This window comes from Streptomyces sp. AM25, from assembly GCF_058146165.1.
The window spans coordinates 1-18,630 of sequence record NZ_JBKIWN010000009.1 but is presented as its reverse complement, the minus strand read 5'-3'; the positions used below and the strand labels follow the sequence as shown (position 1 = coordinate 18,630).

At 68.2% G+C, this 18,630-nt stretch carries 18 protein-coding genes; 11 read left to right on the top strand and 7 right to left on the bottom strand.

The annotated features are described in order from the left end of the window. Nucleotides 1-27: 27 nt before the first annotated feature. Nucleotides 28-1,455 carry an XrtP-associated glycosyltransferase gene (locus tag ACLHRZ_RS12785; RefSeq protein ID WP_490418492.1) on the top strand — a complete coding sequence of 476 codons (1,428 nt, stop codon included), beginning with the start codon at nucleotides 28-30 and terminating at the stop codon, nucleotides 1,453-1,455. Between the two features lie 205 nt (nucleotides 1,456-1,660). Beyond that, nucleotides 1,661-2,077, top strand: a complete 417-nt coding sequence (locus ACLHRZ_RS12780; RefSeq protein WP_490418491.1) for an SSI family serine proteinase inhibitor — start codon at nucleotides 1,661-1,663, stop codon at nucleotides 2,075-2,077. Nucleotides 2,078-2,087: 10 nt separating this feature from the next. Here ACLHRZ_RS12780 and ACLHRZ_RS12775 read toward each other — a convergent pair whose 3' ends face one another. Together ACLHRZ_RS12775 and ACLHRZ_RS12770 are read right to left on the bottom strand one after the other, a co-directional pair. Continuing rightward, nucleotides 2,088-3,299 (bottom strand): sensor histidine kinase, encoded by a 1,212-nt coding sequence (locus tag ACLHRZ_RS12775; RefSeq protein WP_490418490.1) that lies wholly within the window; start codon nucleotides 3,297-3,299, stop codon nucleotides 2,088-2,090. 53 nt (nucleotides 3,300-3,352) lie between these two features. Further along, the gene (locus ACLHRZ_RS12770) at nucleotides 3,353-4,015 is read right to left on the bottom strand and encodes a response regulator transcription factor (RefSeq protein WP_490418489.1); all 663 of its coding nucleotides are present in this window, start codon (nucleotides 4,013-4,015) and stop codon (nucleotides 3,353-3,355) included. A 243-nt stretch (nucleotides 4,016-4,258) separates the two neighbouring features. Here ACLHRZ_RS12770 and ACLHRZ_RS12765 point away from each other — a divergent pair, with 243 nt between their 5' ends. From ACLHRZ_RS12765 to ACLHRZ_RS12730, 8 genes are all read left to right on the top strand, one after another. Then, the gene (locus ACLHRZ_RS12765) at nucleotides 4,259-5,719 is read left to right on the top strand and encodes an ABC transporter permease (protein WP_490418488.1); all 1,461 of its coding nucleotides are present in this window, start codon (nucleotides 4,259-4,261) and stop codon (nucleotides 5,717-5,719) included. Between the two features lie 2 nt (nucleotides 5,720-5,721). Beyond that, nucleotides 5,722-6,405: an ABC transporter ATP-binding protein gene (locus ACLHRZ_RS12760; protein ID WP_490418487.1), complete on the top strand. Its 684-nt coding sequence runs from the start codon at nucleotides 5,722-5,724 to the stop codon at nucleotides 6,403-6,405. Nucleotides 6,406-6,889: 484 nt separating this feature from the next. After that, nucleotides 6,890-7,387, top strand: a complete 498-nt coding sequence (locus ACLHRZ_RS12755; RefSeq protein ID WP_490418486.1) for a hypothetical protein — start codon at nucleotides 6,890-6,892, stop codon at nucleotides 7,385-7,387. Nucleotides 7,388-7,449: 62 nt separating this feature from the next. Further along, nucleotides 7,450-8,499 (top strand): peptidoglycan-binding protein, encoded by a 1,050-nt coding sequence (locus ACLHRZ_RS12750; RefSeq protein WP_490418485.1) that lies wholly within the window; start codon nucleotides 7,450-7,452, stop codon nucleotides 8,497-8,499. Then, nucleotides 8,496-9,203, top strand: coding sequence for an ABC transporter ATP-binding protein (locus tag ACLHRZ_RS12745; RefSeq protein WP_490418484.1), 708 nt, complete (start codon nucleotides 8,496-8,498; stop codon nucleotides 9,201-9,203). Before ACLHRZ_RS12750 ends, ACLHRZ_RS12745 begins: the two co-directional genes overlap by 4 nt. Continuing rightward, entirely contained in the window at nucleotides 9,197-10,387 is a 1,191-nt protein-coding gene (locus ACLHRZ_RS12740) for an ABC transporter permease (RefSeq protein ID WP_490418483.1), read from the top strand. The genes ACLHRZ_RS12745 and ACLHRZ_RS12740 overlap by 7 nt, the downstream gene beginning before the upstream one ends. A gap of 50 nt (nucleotides 10,388-10,437) precedes the next feature. After that, nucleotides 10,438-11,094 (top strand): response regulator transcription factor, encoded by a 657-nt coding sequence (locus ACLHRZ_RS12735; RefSeq protein WP_490418482.1) that lies wholly within the window; start codon nucleotides 10,438-10,440, stop codon nucleotides 11,092-11,094. After that, nucleotides 11,091-12,275 (top strand): sensor histidine kinase, encoded by a 1,185-nt coding sequence (locus ACLHRZ_RS12730; protein WP_490418481.1) that lies wholly within the window; start codon nucleotides 11,091-11,093, stop codon nucleotides 12,273-12,275. Before ACLHRZ_RS12735 ends, ACLHRZ_RS12730 begins: the two co-directional genes overlap by 4 nt. A 55-nt stretch (nucleotides 12,276-12,330) precedes the next feature. Here the strand turns inward: ACLHRZ_RS12730 and ACLHRZ_RS12725 are convergent, their stop codons facing one another. The 4 genes from ACLHRZ_RS12725 to ACLHRZ_RS12710 all read right to left on the bottom strand — a co-directional run bounded on the left by ACLHRZ_RS12725 (nucleotide 12,331) and on the right by ACLHRZ_RS12710 (nucleotide 16,608). Further along, complete coding sequence (locus tag ACLHRZ_RS12725; RefSeq protein ID WP_490418480.1) at nucleotides 12,331-13,200, bottom strand: C40 family peptidase; 870 nt, start codon at nucleotides 13,198-13,200, stop codon at nucleotides 12,331-12,333. A 67-nt stretch (nucleotides 13,201-13,267) separates the two neighbouring features. Continuing rightward, nucleotides 13,268-13,837 carry an HD domain-containing protein gene (locus tag ACLHRZ_RS12720; RefSeq protein ID WP_490418479.1) on the bottom strand — a complete coding sequence of 190 codons (570 nt, stop codon included), beginning with the start codon at nucleotides 13,835-13,837 and terminating at the stop codon, nucleotides 13,268-13,270. A 173-nt stretch (nucleotides 13,838-14,010) separates the two neighbouring features. Next, nucleotides 14,011-14,781 carry a hypothetical protein gene (locus ACLHRZ_RS12715; protein WP_490418478.1) on the bottom strand — a complete coding sequence of 257 codons (771 nt, stop codon included), beginning with the start codon at nucleotides 14,779-14,781 and terminating at the stop codon, nucleotides 14,011-14,013. Between the two features lie 288 nt (nucleotides 14,782-15,069). Continuing rightward, on the bottom strand, nucleotides 15,070-16,608 hold the full coding sequence (locus tag ACLHRZ_RS12710; RefSeq protein WP_490418477.1) for a peptide MFS transporter: 1,539 nt from the start codon (nucleotides 16,606-16,608) through the stop codon (nucleotides 15,070-15,072). Nucleotides 16,609-17,000: 392 nt separating this feature from the next. Between ACLHRZ_RS12710 and ACLHRZ_RS12705 the strand changes: the two genes are divergently transcribed. Beyond that, entirely contained in the window at nucleotides 17,001-17,741 is a 741-nt protein-coding gene (locus tag ACLHRZ_RS12705) for a transglycosylase SLT domain-containing protein (protein ID WP_490418476.1), read from the top strand. 19 nt (nucleotides 17,742-17,760) lie between these two features. Here the strand turns inward: ACLHRZ_RS12705 and ACLHRZ_RS12700 are convergent. Continuing rightward, the coding region (locus ACLHRZ_RS12700) for an FtsX-like permease family protein (RefSeq protein WP_490418475.1) at nucleotides 17,761-18,630 on the bottom strand (870 nt) is incomplete at its 5' end.

Sequence of the window (18,630 nt, the reverse complement as noted above, 5' to 3'; positions counted from 1 at the left end):
TCCCAGAGACGGGAAGGTTCAGCGACCTTGACGACGCTTCTCGGCATCTGCACGGTCGTCTCGCTCGTCATGGGCGTGTCGTTCCTCGCCTACGTCGTGGCGATCATCGTCCCCTTCGTGCGGGACAAGCCGCTGCCCGAAGGGGACCCGGACCCCTACTTCTGGCACTTCGTGGTTCCGTGCCGGGACGAGGAGGCGGTGATCGGCGGCACCGTCGACTATCTCCGGCGGACTTTTCCTCAGGCCCATGTCTGGGTGGTCGACGACGACTCCGAAGACGCCACCGCGGCCCTGGTCCTGGAACGGGCCCGGCGCGACGAGGGGGTGCACCTGATCCAGCGGCGCCGCCCCGAGGCCAGGACCGGCAAGGGCGACGCCCTCAACCGTGCCTACCGCGACCTGGACACCTGGATGCCCGCCCGCTTCTCCCGCGACCAGGTCATCGTCTGCATCGTGGACGCTGACGGGCGGCCCTCGGGGAACCTGCTACGGGTATGCGCGGGCCCGGGCCTGTACGGCGATCCACGCATAGCCGCAGTCCAGGTCGAGGTCCGCATGATCAACCGGCACGATCGCACTCCCCTGGACTCCGGGCGCCGCAGAGTGGTCTCGCGCCACAGAGCGGGCGGCAGCAGACGTCGTCGTCGCGGCCCGTGGAAACGGTGCCAGAACCTCGTGGCCCGTACCTTCGTACGGATGCAGGACCTGGAGTTCCGTGGGCCCATCTCCGCCATCCAGACCGCCCGCCGCCACAGCCGTACCGTGAACATCGGCGGCAACGGCCAGCTCACCCGACTCTCGGCGTTGGACGAGATAGCCGGGGCGGACAAGGCACCGTGGCGCGGCTCACTGCTGGAGGACTTCGAGCTCGGCCTGCACCTGCTGCTGGCCGGCTGGCGCAACGGCTACACCACGGCGGCCTGGGTCGACCAGGAAGCCCCCTGGAACCTAGCCCGCTTCCTCACCCAGCGCGCCCGCTGGGCCCAGGGCACGATGCAGTGCATGCGCTACCTGCCCCGGATCTGGCGCTCCCGCAAGCTGGGCAACCTCAGCGTCCTGGAGATCACCTACTTCCTGTGCCAGCCCTGGATGCAGATCCTGGGCACCCTCGTCTACCCAGTGCCGATCCTCGTCTTCGCCGACAACGCCTTCCGCTACCCGGAGTTGACGGCGGAATATCTACGCTCGGGCGGGGCCGTGGCGATCGCCCTGTATGCCGTCGTGGGCATAGGCGAGTTCACGATCTGGGGATTCCTCTACCGCAGCAGATGCGAGGCGGGCGCGACCCGTCGGCAGGCCTTCGGCTGGGGAATTTCGTTCACGGCGTACGTCTTCTTCACCTACGTCATCGCGTGGAAGGCGTTCGGGCGACTGGTCACCGGCCGCTCCGGGTGGGCCAAGACACGCCGTAACGCGGAGACCAAGTCCATCGGAACGGTGGCACTCGACTCCTGATAAAAAGCTTCAAGTTGACGTTCAGTCAGCCGAAGTTTGATCGACTGAAGACCTTCGCCAGACGAAAGTTGTCTCCTTTATTTCCCTGCCGACATCTATCGACAGGCCATGGCGCGGGTGATGTGATCAGGACCGCCCGCGATCCACAGATCCGGGAATCACGTCGAGCGGGGCGCATTCCACGCGTCCCTCACAAGGAGATTCCATGTCCATTCGCCGTACCAGAACCGGCCGTTGTATATCGCTCGTCGGCATTGCCGTCGCGGCCCTCACCATGGCCGCGGTCACCCCGGCCCAGGCCGCTTCGCCAAAGGCTCCGTCTGCCGATCTCGGCATGACCGTGTACCACGGGGACGACGTCTACGGCTACTACCTGACATGCGGCCCGAACGGCGGTACCCACCCGGACGCGCGCACGGCGTGTGTCGAACTGCGCAAGGTCCATGGAGACATGTCGACGCTGCGCCCCGGAGACCACCCTTCCTGCAAGGAGCCCGACACCGACCCGGTGGACATCGAGGTCATGGGCAGGTGGAACGGTCTGATCGTGGTCAACAACCCGCACTTCCCCAACCCCACGTGCGCCAAGGAGTCCGTGGGCCGGATCGTCCCGATCCACTGAGCCCGGCCGGCTACAGACCTGCGGGCGTCTCTCCATACGGCGGCAACTCGACCCTTACCGTGAGCCCTCCCCCCGCATTGGCTCCGGCGGTGACAGTGCCGTGGTGGGCCACGGTGATGGAGCGGACGATGGCCAGTCCGAGCCCGTGGCCGGAACGGCCGTCGGCCAGTCGCGTCCGTAGCCGGTAGAACGGTTCGAAGAGCCGGTCGACGAGTTCTTCGTCGACCGGCGTCCCGGTGTTGACGACTTCCAGCACCACGGCCGCACTGCGGTGGACCGAAAGGTGCACCGAGCCGTCCGGGACATTGTGGGTGAGAGCATTGTCGAGCAGGTTCAGCACCAACTGCCGCAGCAGTGTGCTGTTGCCGCTGACGATGCACTCGCCCGCATCCGCCTCGACATGGAGCCCGAGGCCCTCCGCGGCGGCTCGGGAAACCCGTTCGTCAGCGGCGCGCACCGCGAGGGCCGCCAGGTCCACGGGGTCGGCATCGAACGGCGCATGGTCGGCCGAGGCCAGTTCGAGGAGCGCCTTGACGATGGTGATGTTGCGTTCGTTCGTCTCGACGAGCATCGGGGCGAGTTCGGCGAATTCCTCACCGGAAGTGTCCTTCGTCGCCACCTGGAGGATCGCGCGGGTGGTGGCCAGCGGAGTGAGGAGTTCGTGCGAGGCGTTCGCCGCGAAGCGCTGATGGGCGGCGAAGGACTCCTCGATGCGGACCAGCATGGCGTCGAAGGTGTCGGCCAGCTGCCTGAGTTCGTCGTCCGGGCCGTCGGCATTGATGCGGCTCTTCAGGTCGCCGTCCTTGGCCTTCGCCGCCGCCTGGCCGATGGTGTGCAAGGGGGCCAGCAGCCGCCGGGTGAGGAACCAGCACGCGACCAGTCCCGTCACCATCACCAGCAGCATGCCGGTGACCGCCACGGTGAGCACGGTCGCCCAGACGTCCTCCTTCGTACGCACCTTGCCGTCGGTCTTTTCCTCGGCCTCGGTGAGTACCGGAGATCCCTGTGTCCGGGACTGCTCGCCGGGTGTCCTCGGCGGTGCGTGCATCGGGCCCGAGCCGTCGGCGGGCCTGTTGACAGTCGTGGTCAGGTCGTAGGTCGGGATGAAGCGGATGCCCACATAGATGACGGCGACCATCAGCGCCCCCGAGGCGCCCAGGACGACGCCGAACCACAGGAACAGCCTGCCGCGAATACCCAGTTTCCGACGCGCTCTGCCCATGTCCCGAAGGCTCTTGAACCGGGCCCCCACCCGCCCGCGCAGCTCGGAAGCCCTCACGCGGACCCCAGGTAGTAGCCGGCGCTGACGGCTGTGTGCACCAGCTGTGGCTCACCGAGTTTCCTGCGCAGTGTGTGGACGACCAGGCGTACCGCGTTGGTACGGGGATCGGTCCGGGCGTCCCAGGCCTTGTCCAGCAGGTATTCGGTGCTGAGCACTCCGCCGTCGGCGCGCATGAGCAGTTCCAGGACGGTCAGTTCCTTCGGTGCGAGGCGGATCTCGGTGCCTCCGCGCAGGACGTGACGGCGGTGCGTGTCGAAGGTGAGGTCGGCGAAGGCGAGCACGGGCGGATGGGCCATGGGGGTGCGCCGGTACAACACTCGTAGTCTGGCCACCAGTTCGGGGAAGTCGAACGGCTTGGCCAGGTAGTCGTCGGCGCCCAGGCCGAGTCCGTCGACCCTGTCGCCGAGCCGGCCCGCGGCCGTCAGCATCAGGATCCGGCAGCTCAGTCCCCGGTCGATGATGTGCCGGCAGACCTCGTCGCCGTGGACGCCCGGCACGTCGCGGTCGAGCAGCACCGCGTCGTAGTCGTACACCGCCAGCCGTTCGAGGGCGGTCGCGCCGTCGTGCACGACGTCCGCCGCGATTCCCTCCCGCCGGAGTCCTATCTCCAGGACCCGTGCCATGTACTCCTCGTCCTCGACCACCAGCACACGCACGAGCCGTTACCTCTTCCTCTTCCTGAGAATTCCATGAGTTTTCCCGGTTGCCCGGTCCTGAACGATCCCTGCACCGCACGTCCGGGACCTGCATTGCCAGTATCCACAAAGGCCCGGCACGACGACGTGTTTGATTCGTGTATGAGCCGGCCGACCCGGGCCGGACATCTCGAACACCGTTCAAAACCCGCCTTTCCTAGGGTTCATTCCTGTTCGGGACGCGTCCGCTCACCGGGAGTAGCGATGAATCTTTTCAAACGGGCATGGTGGCGGCTCAGCGGCCATCCGGGGAAATCCTTGATGCTGGTCGGGCTGTTCTTCGTCATCTGCACACTGGTCCTGTCCGGCTTCCTCATCCAGTCGGCTGCGGCACGTGCCGCAGCCGACGCCAAGCAGCGTGTGGGGGCCGTTGCCACGATGCAGCTGGATGTGAACGCCCTTATGGCATCCGGGAAAATGGAGTCGCAGGGCGGAGGCGCCACCCCCGGCGTCATCGGCAAGGAAGGTGATCTGCACCGCAGTCTCGTGGACAAGATCTGCAAGTCGCCGGTCGTGAAGCAGTGCAACTACACGACGGAATCCGGAGCCGCTCCCACGGATGGCGCCAAGCTCTACCAGCCTGTTCCCCCGCCGCCCGGGCAGGACACCCAGGGCACCGACCTGTTCAAGGCGGACGGCGTCCGCGATCTGAACTCCGTCGGAGCGTTCCGCAACGGCGACTCGAAGATCGTCGACGGAGTCGGCATCGGCCCACGCTCGAACGGCGATGCAGTCGTGATCGAGGAGCGCCTGGCCAAGCAGAACAAGCTGAAGGTCGGCGACAAGATCAAGCTCAAGGTCGGCGAACTGCCGCCGCCGGGAGAGAAGCCGAACACCAGTGAATTCGAGTTCACCGTCGCCGGGATCTACAAGAACAGCACCGCCGACACCGGCAAATACGTACCGGCGATGATGGACCCTGCCAATCAGCTCTACCTCACGCCGGAAGGCGCCACCCGGCTGCTCGGCAAGTCCCCGGCCGACGGAGCGACCGTCAAGCAGGCCACGTTCACCCTGGGCGACCCCGCAGACATCGACCGGCTGAAGAAGGACGCCGAGGCGGCCGGGGCGGACTTGAAGATCTTCCCGCTGAGCGTCAACGACAAGCAGTACAAGACCCTGGTCGGCCCGATCACCAAGACCGCCGGCTTCGCCACCGTCACCGTCTGGCTCGTCGCCGTCGCCGGCACCGCCATCCTCGCCCTGATCGTCGCCTCCTCGCTGCGCGAGCGGCGCAAGGAGCTCGGCATCCTGCTCTCCCTCGGCGAGAAGAAGCCGAAGCTGCTGGGCCAGCACCTCGTCGAGGTCACCGCCTGCGCACTGCTGGCGATCGGACTCTCCGCAGCGGGCAGCCAGTTCCTGTCCCAGGGGGTCGGCAACTGGCTGCTGGCCGGCGAGGTCTCCTCCGCCAAGGACGACGCCGCGAACGCGGACAGCGGCCACGATCTCAGCACCGTCACGGGGCCGGGCGGCGCGCCGCAGGGCGGGAAGTCCGGGGCCGACCCGGACGTGGACCCCATCGACAGGATCGACGTCAGGCTCGGCATGGCCGACATCGGCAAGGTCGGCGCCACCGGTCTCGGCATCGCCGCTCTGGCCACCCTCATCCCCGGCACCCGCGTCCTGCGCCTCAACCCGCGCGACATCCTCGTCAAGGGAGACTGACCGTGTCCGCACAGCCCCCCGTGCTCGAACTCGCCGACCTCACCCGCTCGTTCCCCACCCGCAGCGGCAAGCGTGCCGTCCTGAAGGGGGTGAGCCACTCCTTCGAAGCGGGGCGCATGTACGCGGTCGTCGGTTCCTCCGGCAGCGGCAAGACGACGTTGCTGTCCCTGGCCAGCGGCCTGGACACGCCCACCTCGGGCTCGGTCCGCTTCCGGGGCCGCAGCGTCACCGAGCTCGGTCTCGGCCGGTACCGCAATAGGCATGTGGCAACGGTCTTCCAGTCGCTGAACCTGCTCACGTACATGACCGCGGTCCAGAACATCACCTCCGCGATGGAGATCACCGGTGTGAAGGGCGTCCGCAGGAAGCAGCGCGCCAGGGAGCTCCTGGACCTGCTGGGCATCGAGGCCGAGGACCAGGACCGCAGGACCCTCCAGCTCTCCGGAGGCCAGCAGCAGCGGGTGGCCATCGCCCGCGCGCTCGCCTGCGAGGTGGACGTCCTGTGCGCCGACGAGCCCACGGGAAGCCTCGACCACGAGACCGCGTCCGGCATCGTCGAGGTGTTCCGGAAGCTGGCGCACGAGCAGGGCAAGTGCGTGATCGTCGTGACCCACTCGCGCGACGTCGCCAAGGCCTCGGACGAGATACTCCAGCTGAAGTGGGGCAGACTCGCCCCGCAACGCTGAGCCGGCACGCAGCCGGCGCCGCATGATGGGGGGGACGGTCCGGACGGACCGTACCCCCCATCGCTGTCATCTGCCGGGTCGCGCGCAGCCGTCGAAGTCGGATCATCCTCTGCTGTCGACTGTCAACTTCTTTCCGCCGTGAAGAGACTTTGGAAGGGGCTCGGGCGTCCCGGAGTGCCGTTAACTTTTCTGCGCGGCCGGCACTGCAGCAGGGGCAATCGGTGTCCGGCCCCGCGTGCGGCGACGAGTGGCCCCGTCGCACGCCCCGCCTGCCCGCGGCCGGGTCTCCCGGCACGGCCGCGGGCAGCCACCGCGCAGTGGCCCGGGCCGGACGAACGGCATCGATTGCGGTCCGGCCACTGCGCGGCCTCTCACCACCCGTCTCGCACCGGTCCGTGCGAAAGGTTGTCGAAAGGGCCGGTTCCGTACACCTGGAGGAGCAGCAGGGCGGTCGGAGAGCCGCCCGCGACTCCGAGGGGACGAGATGGGCCGGAAGACCGGAATGCGAGTGCACGCCGCGGCAACGGGCATCGTGGCGGCCGTACTTCTGCTCACCGCATGCAGCGACGGTGACACGAAGGACAAGGCCGACGACGGCGACGGGAAGAGCAAGGGTCTCCAGTGGGCTTCGTGCATGCGTGATGCAGGCGTTCAGGTCGAGGACCCCAAGCCCGATCAGCCGCTGGGTCTGATACCGCAGGGCACGGACCAGGCCAAGGCGGATGCCGCATTCAAGAAGTGCCAGAAGTTCTTCCCCGACGGAAACCGCGCCACGGACGCCAACAAGAAGAAGTGGGCAGCGCAGGGACGCGACTACGCCAAGTGCATGCGTGACAACGGCGTCGCGAACATGCCCGACCCGGACGAGAACGGCACCCTCGAGTTCCCGCAGGACGGCACACAGGACACACAGCGGTTCAAGGATGCCGACGCCAAGTGCCACAGCAAGCTCAACAGTGAGCGTATGGACGTGCCGAAGTGACGGACGCGACCGAAGAACGAGAACGCCGGAGCCCCCGCCGCCGCGGCCGTACGGTGGCAGCAGTGGCGACCGTCGTCGTACTCGGGGCGGTCGGGACAGCCGTGGTCGTCTCCGGGAACAACGGCAGCAGGGCGGCAAGCGAACAGGGGGCCCGGCCCTCGACCGCCGCCGTGGCCAAGGGCGATCTGGCTGCCACCAAGACCGTGCCGGGCACCCTGGCCCACGCCGCCCCCACCTCCCTGCGCGGCATGCTGCAGGGCACGGTGACCTGGCTGCCGAAGTCCGGTGACACGATCGCCCGCGGCGAGACGCTGTACAAGGTGGACAACCGTCCGGTGACTGCCCTGTACGGCAGCACCCCGATGTACCGGGACCTCAAACAGGGCGACGAGGGACCGGACGTCGAGCAGCTCAACGCCAACCTGCGCGCACTCGGTTATGCGGCACCGTTCGGTGACACGTACACCAGCGGGACGACCGCCGCGGTGAAGGCCTGGCAGAAGAGCCGCGGGCTCAAGGTGACCGGTGCGGTGGAGAAGGGACTTGTCGTCTTCGTGTCCGACGCGGTCCGCATCGGCGAACTCAAGGCCCAGAAGGGCGGCTCGGCGGCGGAGACGATCCTGACCTGCACGGGCAGGGAACGGTCGGTCACGGCCATGCTGCCGCTCTCCGACCAGAAGCTGGCCCGCAAGGGCGACAGCGTGGACGTCGTGCTGCCGAGCGGAAAGGCCGTCAAGGGCCGTATCGCCGGGACGGAGACGGTGTCCTCCGACACAGCCGGCGACTCGGGCGGCGGCAGTGCGCCGGGGTCCGGCAATGACAAGAAGAAGACCGAGGTCAAGGTGACCGTCGACATCAAGGACCAGAAGGCGTTGGGCGACCTGCAGAACGCCACCGTCGATGTGAACTTCACCAGCGATGTCCGCAAGGACGTCTTCCACGTCCCGGTCACCGCACTGGTGGCGCGCTCCGGCGGCGGGTACGGGCTGGAAGTCGTCGAGGACGGAACAACCCGCACGGTCCCTGTCGAACTCGGGATGTTCACCAACGGACGGGTCGAGGTGAAGGGCGCGGACCTGCGCGCCGGGATGAAGGTGGCGGTGCCGCAGTGAATACGGCCGTTCCCGTCGTCGAACTCGCAGGCGTGACACGCGAGTATCCCGGAGTCGTCGCCCTGGGCGGGGTCGATCTGACGGTACAGCGTGGCGAGTCGACGGCCATTGTCGGCCCGTCCGGCTCGGGCAAGTCGACCATGCTGAACGTCATCGGCACGCTGGACCGCCCCACCTCCGGCCGCGTGGCCATCGACGGCCACGACGTCGCGGGGCTGTCGGACCGGCAGTTGTCGGCGCTGCGGGCGCAGAGCATCGGTTTCGTCTTCCAGCAGTTCCACCTCGCGGAGGGCGTCAGTGCCCTCGACAACGTCGCCGACGGGCTGCTGTACAACGGCGTCGCCCTGGGCGAGCGACGCCGGCGCGCAGCCGCCGTCCTGGACCGGGTGGGGCTGGGCGACCGGCTGCACCACCGGCCCGGGGAGCTGTCCGGCGGGCAGAAGCAGCGCGTGGCCATCGCGCGGGCCCTGGTCGGCGAGCCGGCCCTGCTGCTCGCCGACGAGCCGACGGGCGCGCTGGACTCCGCATCCGGGAAGGCGGTCATGGACCTGCTGCGCGAACTGAATGCGGCGGGCACGACGGTCCTCGTGATCACCCACGACCGGGACATCGCCGAGAGCCTGCCGCGGCAGGTCGTCATGCTCGACGGCCTCGTACAGCACGACTCGGCGGCTCCCGCCGGGCGGTTGGAGAGCGCATGCTGACCCCCTCGCGCCTCTCGCCCCGGGACGTCGTGCGCGTCGGCGGCTTCGGACTGCGCACCCGCCCGGTACGCGTGTTCCTGTCGGCGCTGGGCATCGCCGTCGGCATCGCCGCCATGGTGGCCACCGTCGGCATCTCCAGCTCCAGCCGGGCCGAGCTGGACCGCACACTCGACGCACTCGGCACCAATCTGCTGACCGTCTCGCCGGGCAAGGACCTCAGCAGCGGCAAGGACGTCCAACTCCCCTACGGTTCCGCCGACATGATCCGCCGGATCAAGGACGTGGAGACCGCGTCCGCCATCGGCAAGGTCGACGGGGTGAAGACCTACCGCAACGACAAGGTCCCCGCCGAGCAGTCCGGCGGCATCAGCACCTTCGCAGCGCGCCGGGACCTGCCGGAGACGGTCGGCGCGGACATCGTCCGCGGTGCGTGGTTCAACGACGCCACCGCGAAGCTGCCCGCCACGGTCCTGGGCGCCGAGACGGCGAAGCGGCTCGGCGTGACCGGCCCGGGGCAGCAGGTCTGGCTGGGCGGCCAGTGGTTCACCGTCACCGGCATCCTGGCACCGGCGCCGCTCGCGCCGGAGCTGGACACCGCGGCCCTCGTCGGCTGGGAGAGCGCGAAGGAGCACCTGGGCTTCGACGGGCACCCGACCACCGTCTACACCCGGGCGGTCAAGACCCGCGTGGACGCGGCACGCTCGCTGCTCGCCGCCACCGCGAACCCGGAGGACCCGAGCGGGGTGGAGGTCTCCCGCCCCTCGGACGCCCTCGCCGCCCAGCAGGCCGGCGACAAGGCCTTCACCGGACTGCTCGTCGGCCTCGGCTCGGTGGCTCTGCTCGTCGGCGGCATCGGCGTGGCCAACACGATGGTCATCTCCGTGCTCGAACGGCGCGGCGAAGTGGGCCTGCGCCGGTCGCTGGGCGCCACCCAGGGCCAGGTGTGCGCGCAGTTCCTGACAGAGTCGCTGCTGCTGTCCGCACTGGGCGGGGCCGCAGGAGTGGTCATCGGTTCCGGGGTGACGGCCGCCTACGCGCTCGTGCAGGGCTGGCCGGCGGTGGTGCCGCTGTGGGTGATGGCGGGCGGGATCGGCGCGACCCTCGTCATCGGCGGGGTCGCCGGCCTCTATCCGGCGGTCCGGGCGGCACGCCTCGCGCCGACGGCGGCGCTCGGCGCGACGTAGAGCGACCCGCGGAACAGCATGGAAGACGCGGACGGACGAAAGAGGAGCCCATGACGCGCGTTCTCGTGGCCGAGGACGACCCGATGACGGCAGACATGATCACTCGGGGGCTGATCCGGCACGGCTTCGTCGTGGACACCGTCCACGACGGTGACGCGGCCTTGTTCAGCCTGGAAGTGGGCGACTACGACGTGCTGCTGCTGGACCGGGACCTGCCCGGCACGCACGGTGACGAGGTGGCGGCCCGGCTGGCCGCGTCCGGGGCGCGCACCCGCATCCTGATGCTCACCGCGGCAGCCGCCATGGAGGATCTGGTGGAGGGGCTGAACCTGGGCGCCGACGACTACCTGACCAAACCCTTCGAATACCCCGAGCTGATCGCCCGGGTGAAGGCCCTCGGCCGCCGCAGCGCACCGATGACACCCCCCGTCCTGCACCGCAGCGGCATCGCTCTGGACACCGTCCGCCACACCGCGACCCGTGACGGGCGGCCGTTGAAGCTCACGCCGAAGGAGTTCGCGGTTCTGCGCATCCTGCTAACGGCCGACGGCGCGCCGGTCAGTACGGAGGACCTCCTGGCACAGGCGTGGGACGAGCATGCGGACCCGTTCACCACGGCGGTCCAGGTGACCATGAGCAAACTGCGCGCCAAACTCGGCGACCCGCCGCTCATCACCACGGTCCACGGCATCGGGTACCGCCTGTGAGCCGTTTCCCGTGGTTCCTGCGGCTGCGCGCCCGTACGGTGCGCAGCCGCATCGCGCTGGTGTACGGAGCGGTGTTCGTGGCGTTGGGCGCCCTGCTGCTCGGGCTCGTGTACGTCCTCTCCCGCGCCGGGACCCGGGCCTCGGCACGGCACCTGGCAGGCAGCATCGTGCTCAAGCCGTCACCGTCGGGCCCAGGCGGTTTCCCCTCCCTCGGCCCGTCCCCGGAGCCGGGCACCCCGCAGGGCGTCATCGCCCTCACCGAGGATGTGAGCAACGCCGCCTCCCGCCAGGTCCTCATCTGGTCGGCGCTCGCCCTGCTGGTCACCGCCGTCCTGGCGGTCGCCGTCGGCTGGTGGACCGCAGGACGCGTCCTGCGCCCCGTCCACGCGATGACCGCCAGGGCCCGCCGCGTCTCCCAGCAGAACCTGCACGAGCGCATCGCCCTGGAAGGCCCGCAGGACGAGCTCAAGGAACTTGCCGACACCTTCGACGCGTTGCTGTCGCGGCTCGACGCCGCGTTCGACAGCCAACGCCGGTTCATCGCCAACGCCTCGCACGAGCTGCGCACTCCCCTGGCGGGCCAGCGCGCCGCCCTGCAGATCGGCCTGGAGAATCCGAGCCCGGAGGAGCTGGCGGACGTGCGTGAACGTCTGCTGCAGGCCAACCGCCGCAGTGAACGGCTTCTCGACGGGCTGCTGTTGCTCGCCCGCGGGGAGCGGGGCATCGAGACGTACGAGACCTTCGACCTGCGGGAGGTCGTCGACGAGGAACTCGCGGCCGTGCAGGAGATCGCCCGCGAACGCAACGTGCGCACCGCCGTCGACGGCGGCCGGCGCACGATGCGCGGCGACCGCGTCATGACCGGCCGGCTGGTCGCCAACCTGCTGCGCAATGCCGTGCTCTACAACGTGCCGGGCGGCGACGTGCGCGTGAGTGTGACGCCGGCCGGGCTGAGTGTCTCCAACACCGGCCCTGTCGTCGAACAGGCCGAGGTGGAGAGCCTCTTCGAGCCCTTCCGCCGGGGCAGGGGCCGGGACCGGCTCGGCGATCAGGGCGAGGGGCTGGGCCTGTCCATCGTCCAGGCCATCGCCCACGCCCACGAGGGCCGGGCCGGTGCGACGCCGAACCCGGCCGGCGGGCTGACGGTGACGGTGGAACTGCCCGGCGTCCGGCACGGATGAGCCGGGAGCGTACCGCTCGCTCCCGGCACGGCCGACCGCAGGACGTGCGCAGCGGTTACAGCACGCGGACCGCGCCGGTCGGCATGTCCCACTTCATGTCGCGCTCCACGACACCCGTGCTCGGGTTCTGCGCGCCGATGAACTTGCCGCCGCCGATGTAGACGGCGACGTGGTACGCGCTGCCTGCGGAACCCCAGTACAGGATGTCGCCGGGCTTGAGGTTGTTCAGGCTCACCTGGCGGCCTGCCGTCGACTGGGCGCCGGAGACGCGCGGAAGGTCGACGCCGACCTGCTTGTACGCGGCCATGACGAGGCCGGAGCAGTCGAACGAGCCGGAGGCGCCGGTGCCGCCCATGACGTAGGACTTGCCGACCTGGTTCTTGAGGAACGACAGCATGGACGCGGCGCTGCCGGTTGCAGAGGACGAGGAGTCGGACGAGGACGACGGCGTGGACCCGGACTTCTTCTGGTCCGACTTGCTGCCCGAGCTCTTGTCCGAGCTGTTGTCCGACGAGGCGCGGTTCTGCTCGGCTTCCTTCGCCTGCTCGCGCTTCTTCTCGACCTCGGCGGTCTTGCGTTCGGCCTCGGCCTTGCGCTCGGCCTCCTCCTTGGCCTTGTCAGCGGCCTTCTTCGCGTCGGCCTTGGCCTGCTTGGTCGCTTCTTCCACCTGCGCGCGGGCCTGGTAGTCGGCGGCGACCTGCTGCGTGGCGGCGGCGCTCTGTGCGATGGAGGCGGAGAGACCGATGTCGAACGACGGCATCTCCATGGTTTTTTCGGCAGGCTTCTCGGCTGCCGTGGCAGTAGCGGATCCGGTGACGGCCAGCGTGCTGAGGACACCACCGGCAACGCCCGTGCGGACGGCCCACGACTGCAACGCGGGGCGACGGGGCTTTCGGTGACTGGGTATATGCGTTTTCGGGGACATAACTAACGGGTTACCAGTATTGACGGGGTCGATCCAAATATCGTGGGATATCCCACAGTTGGCGTGCTCAGGTCGAGGCTCGGGTTGCGCGGAGCGCAACGGCCTCGATCACCGGCCGCCAGGAGTCCATCGTCCCCACGTCCAGCCCGACCACCTTGCCCGCGTCGTCGGCCTCGCGCAGTGCCAGTGCCGCGCGGTGCAGAGGATCGCGGCGGAAGGCCGCAGCTTCCGCCTCCGTCATCGGCCCGCCCTGACTCCGCAACGTCAGGGCACTCTGCGCGGACAGTCCCCGGTGCGGGGCGGTAGCGGCCAGATAACGCTTTGCGGGGATGTGGAGTGCCACCAGCCGGGAGACCCGTTCGCCCAGCAGGGGCCGGAGCGCGGCTGCGGCGTGGTCCCCGTGTGCGGCGTCGTCCCCCGGCTGCAGCAGGTGCCCGAGGTCGTGCACCAGGCCGGCGACCTGCAGCCCGAGGTCCACGGGATGGTTCCGCTCCAGCAGACGCGCTGTCTGCAGGCCGTGATCGTGCAGATCCACGGGGTCGCCCGAGCGGTCCGGGGTGTCCCAGGCTCCCCGGCAGGCGTGCAGCGCTTCCATGAGGGAATCGACGTCCGGGAGGACGGACGGGGGCCTGGTCATGGAAGTGCCTTTCGCCTGGGGTGCCGAAGCCACCGGATCGCGCTCACGTGAACCCTGCGTGAAGACGAGCAGAAGCACGGGTGAGAAGCTCGCCAACTCGTGACTGCTCCTGAGGCGGCCGCAGGCATTGCCCACAGCCGCCTGCACGTTCCGGTCGGCCCGTTCCTCGGCCGTTACGGCTCCAGGTAGATCGAGTAGTGGATGGTGTAGTCGTACGAGGACGCGAACTTCGAGCTCTTGTACGTCTGCTGGTAGGACTTGACACCCCCGTCCTTCATCAGCTCCTGGTCTCCCCGGAATTCCTGCACCGGGATGGTCTGCAGGGTGGTGCCGAGCTGATCGTCCTTGTCGAGCTTGACGACCTCCGTCACAGCCGCACTGGCAAGTGCGACAAGGGCGCCCACCCCGTCCTTGCCGAAAGCGATGGAGGCGGCGGTGGCGGCGGCCGCTCCGAGACCGTCCGCAACATTCACACCGGAAACAACGGCTGCCGGATCGGGCTTGCCGGGCTTGGCGTCGGCATCGGCGTCCTTGCCCTTCTTCGGGGGAGTGACCTGCGACGACTTCGCTATGGCATCCCCCACTGCGGTTCCGGAGTATTCCACCGCGATCGCCGGGGCACAGACCTTCGAGATCGTGCTGAACACGTCGCGGAGGGCCTGCCGCGTCGCGTCGTTCTGCTTCTTCTCCCAGTCACCGCCCAAGTCCGAGTCCCAGGCCGTCAGTTCGAGGACGACGTCCCCGAACTTCGGGAGTTCTCCGTCGAACAGCACCCTGTCGGTGCCGGCGAACAGCATGGTCTGGCCGGCGCAGATCGAACGGGGCCTCGTCATGAACTCGTTCGCCTTGGTACCCGCGATGACGCCTCCACTGATGTAGAGATCGTCGGTGCCCTTCGAGTCCTCGGTGTCGCGGCACGTCACCTTGTCAAGAAGGATCTTCATCTTCATCTTCTTGGTGTCCACTCGGGCCAGCCTCTCTCTTCTCGCGTTGCCGACACGCACGCCAAATCGGCGATTTCGTGTCTCGGGAGTGGCACAAGGCTATGAGCCGACATCCCCCTCAACTCCCCGACTCAGGTTGACACATGGGGATCCGACGATGATTCAGAAAGATTCCGGAATCCCGGAACAGAAGAAACCGGCCGACGTTCCACGGGGCTGATGACAGCCCCGGGAACGCCGGCCGGCGGATTCACTCGCAGGCTCCCTGCGGGAGCCGTGTTGCCTGGGCTAGTGGACATCTCCCATGAGCGCGCTGACCTTCTTGCGGTACATGAAGATTGCGATTCCCGCCATGGTTGCCAGCACCGCCTCCATCGCGATGACCCCGGTACCGCTGGGCTCGACTCCGCCGAGCGCCAGCAGGCTGGTGATGCAGTTTCCCGCGGTGACGGCGAGGAACCACACGCCCATCATCTGGCCCGCGTACTTCTGCGGGGCCATCTTCGTGGTGACCGACAGGCCGACCGGGGAGAGGCAGAGTTCGCCGATCGTCTGGATCATGTAGATCGACACCAGCCACATCGGGCTGGCCTTCGTGTCGCCGCCGGCCATGGACAGCGGCACGACGAAGACGAAGAACGAGGCACCGATGAGGACCATGGCCATGGCGAACTTGACCACGGTGCTGGGCTCTTGGTTCCTACGGGCCAGCCACACCCACAGCCAGGCGAAGACCGGGGCCAGGGCCATGACGAACAGCGGGTTGAGCGACTGGAACCAGGTGGACGGGAAGCCCATACCCAGCACCGTGTCCGCGGTCTTCGTCTCGGCGAAGGCCGACATCGTCGAGCCGCCCTGGTCGTAGATCATCCAGAAGACGGCCGCCGCGACGAAGAACCAGATGTAGCCGGACATCTTGGACTGCTCGGCCGTGCTCAGATCCTTGTCGCGCTTGATGCGCGCCAGCACCGCAACCGGGATGATCAGACCCAGCAACGTGATGGGAACCAGTGCCCACTTGATGGTGAAGTGACCGGTGGCGACCACCACGCCGTAGAAGACCGCCGCGATCGCGGCCCAGATCAGGCCCTTGCTCAGCCAGGCGTTGCGCTCCGCGGCCGGCAGCGGCGTCGGGACGACGCTGCTCTGCGGGCTGAGGTGGCGCGTGCCGGCGAGGAACACGACCAGGCCGATCGCCATGCCTGCCGCGGCGAGGAGGAAGCCCAGGTGCCAGTTGACCGTCTGGCCGACGGTGCCGATGACCAGCGGGGCGGCGAAGCCGCCCATGTTGATCCCCATGTAGAAGATCGTGAATCCGCCGTCGCGGCGCGGGTCCTTCGGGCCCTTGTAGAGATGGCCGACCATCGTGGAGATGTTGGACTTGAGCAGCCCGGAGCCCATCGCGACCAGTGCCAGTCCCACGAAGAACGACGCTTGCCCGGGAAGGGCGAGGGTCAGGTGGCCCGTCATGATGACGCAGCCGCCGATGGCCACGGTCTTGCGCGGCCCCCAGACGCGGTCCCCGAACCAGCCGCCGGGCATGGCGAGCAGGTAGACGAGCGCCACGTACACGGAGTAGATCGCGACGGCGCTGCCCTCGGGGAGCGCCAGACCGCCGCCCTGGCTGCCGGACTTGGCGTCCGGGCCGCCGGCCAGCAGGTAGAGGACGAGGAGCGCCTTCATCCCGTAGAAGCTGAACCGCTCCCACAGCTCCGTCATGAAGAGCGTGGCCAGACCACGCGGGTGGCCGAAGAAGGTCTTGCCCTCCTCCGCAGGGACTTTCAGCCCGTCCGGCTCGGCCGAGTCCTTGGTGGGGAGTGATGCCATGGAGGTTCCTTGTACGGTCAGGACACGCGCAGAGCGACGTCGCAGCCAGAATCGGTCATTCACTGCCTTCCAGATTGAGGCTTCCGCCCTGTACACAACAGAACCTCCCGGCTCAAAAAGAAGCCGAAAGTTGACCGCTCTCCGGGCTTCGGTCACACAATTCGGTACGACGTGTGACCGACAGAATTTCCCCATGTGAAACAGCCCACGAGATCTGGACCACTTACGACCGTGTGCGGATAGATCCACTCCCTATTCACCGCAGTGATACAACGTGGCTCGCGGCACGATCCCCGTGCGGCAACGATGGGAGGTAGTACACGAGGCCCTTTGCTGTCCTTTTGCGTTTCTGCTGACAATGGCGGCTCCCTCAGGAAAGGGCCCGCCCTGTTATGCGATATCTCATTTCCGCCTTCACCCGCCTGCCCCGGATCCACCGGAACCTGTCCGTCGCCGGTGCCGTTGCCATCGGTGCCACTGTGGCGGTGCCCGTTCTCATGTCTGCTCCGGCCGAGGCCGAAACGCGGGCTGCCACCGTCCGACCGGTCGCATGGAACGCCCAGTTCTTCGGGCATACCCACGAAGACGAAGAGGCCGCACTGCTCGGTGCAGCGGCCCAGCAGGCCGGGGTGCAGGCCACGGCCCGAGTGCAGACCGAACGGGACCGTGTGGTCCGGGAAGCCGAACAGGCCCGCATGGCCGAGGAGACCGAACGGGCCCGCATCGCCCGGGAATCCGAACAGGCCCGCATCGCCCGGGAATCGGCCGCCCTGCCCGTCGTACGAGAGTCCGCCCCGGTGAAAAAGGCCTATCCCGCGAACCTCGACGGCTGGATCCGGGAGGCGCTGGACGTCATGCAGGCCAAGAGCATCCCCGGCTCCTACGAGGGCATCCACCGCAACATCATGCGCGAGTCCGGCGGCGACCCCCGCGCCATCAATCTCTGGGACTCCAACGCCGCCGCCGGCATCCCTTCCAAGGGCCTGCTCCAGGTCATCGACCCCACCTTCCAGGCCTACCACGTCGACGGCACCTCGTGGGACATCTACGACCCCGTCGCCAACATCACCGCCGCCTGCAACTACGCTGCCGCTCGGTACGGTTCCATGGACAACGTCAACTCCGCGTACTGAACCTGTTCAGAGCGCCCGCCTACTCGGCCCGTAGGCCGTCCGGGCGCATCATGCGCCACAGCGCCGGCAGGCCGGCGAGTGTCACCAGGGCGACCATGCCGACTGCGGCGCCCGCTGTGGGCAGGAAGACCAGCCAGTCCTCAACTCTGCCGCCGACCATGCGGGTCATCGTCCATCCCAGGCCCAGGCCGCCTGCGACGGCGATCGGCAGGCCCAGGGCCACGGGGACGGCCGTCTGCCACAGCACCGACCAGCCCAGGGTGGAACGGGGAGTGCCGATGGCGACGAACATGGACAACAGCCGTTTGCGCTCGCGCAGTTGCTCCAGGATGGAGACGATCATGCCGACGCCGATGGCAGCGAGGGTGATGACCGAGGCGATGAAGAGGCCACGCCGGACTGTGGCGTAGTCCTTGTCGACCTTCACCTCGCTTTGGTGGTCCACGGCAATCGTCGGGTCGATGCGGGCCGCAGTGTTGCGGACATGCTCGGCCGCATCCGGGGCCGTGCTGTCGACGCGCATCATAATCACGTTTCGGGCGTCGTGCAGCAGTGCCGGGTCGACGGCCGACGGGGTGGCCAGGATGCCGCCGTAGCGCAGGCCGAGGGTATCCGTACGGGCCTGGACGGTACGCGCCGAGGCGGGGACGGTCCACGACGCAGGCTGCTTCCCGCCCTCTTCCGGCTGATCGCCGATGTGCAGGGCAGTGCCCGGTGCCATCGCCCCGTCGTTGCCTTGTCCTTCGGTGTCCGAGCCGGCGGCGAGGAAGACATCGCCGTCCTTGCAGGAAGGGATGCGGGCCAGTTCCCGCAAAGCGCTGCAGTCGGCGACGGAGATGGAAGTGGTAACCCCGCTGCCGTCAGGGCGATTGCAAAGTTCGTTGATCGT

Excerpts from the sequence above, each read along its gene's own strand:
- ACLHRZ_RS12720 (WP_490418479.1), bottom strand. The coding sequence starts at position 13,837 with ATGACCAGGCCCCCGTCCGTCCTCCCGGACGTCGATTCCCTCATGGAA.
- ACLHRZ_RS12710 (WP_490418477.1), bottom strand. The coding sequence starts at position 16,608 with ATGGCATCACTCCCCACCAAGGACTCGGCCGAGCCGGACGGGCTGAAA.
- ACLHRZ_RS12775 (WP_490418490.1), bottom strand. The coding sequence starts at position 3,299 with ATGGGCAGAGCGCGTCGGAAACTGGGTATTCGCGGCAGGCTGTTCCTG.
- ACLHRZ_RS12765 (WP_490418488.1), top strand. The coding sequence starts at position 4,259 with ATGAATCTTTTCAAACGGGCATGGTGGCGGCTCAGCGGCCATCCGGGG.
- ACLHRZ_RS12780 (WP_490418491.1), top strand. The coding sequence starts at position 1,661 with ATGTCCATTCGCCGTACCAGAACCGGCCGTTGTATATCGCTCGTCGGC.
- ACLHRZ_RS12715 (WP_490418478.1), bottom strand. The coding sequence starts at position 14,781 with ATGAAGATCCTTCTTGACAAGGTGACGTGCCGCGACACCGAGGACTCG.
- ACLHRZ_RS12755 (WP_490418486.1), top strand. The coding sequence starts at position 6,890 with ATGGGCCGGAAGACCGGAATGCGAGTGCACGCCGCGGCAACGGGCATC.
- ACLHRZ_RS12705 (WP_490418476.1), top strand. The coding sequence starts at position 17,001 with ATGCGATATCTCATTTCCGCCTTCACCCGCCTGCCCCGGATCCACCGG.
- ACLHRZ_RS12735 (WP_490418482.1), top strand. The coding sequence starts at position 10,438 with ATGACGCGCGTTCTCGTGGCCGAGGACGACCCGATGACGGCAGACATG.
- ACLHRZ_RS12725 (WP_490418480.1), bottom strand. The coding sequence starts at position 13,200 with ATGTCCCCGAAAACGCATATACCCAGTCACCGAAAGCCCCGTCGCCCC.
- ACLHRZ_RS12740 (WP_490418483.1), top strand. The coding sequence starts at position 9,197 with ATGCTGACCCCCTCGCGCCTCTCGCCCCGGGACGTCGTGCGCGTCGGC.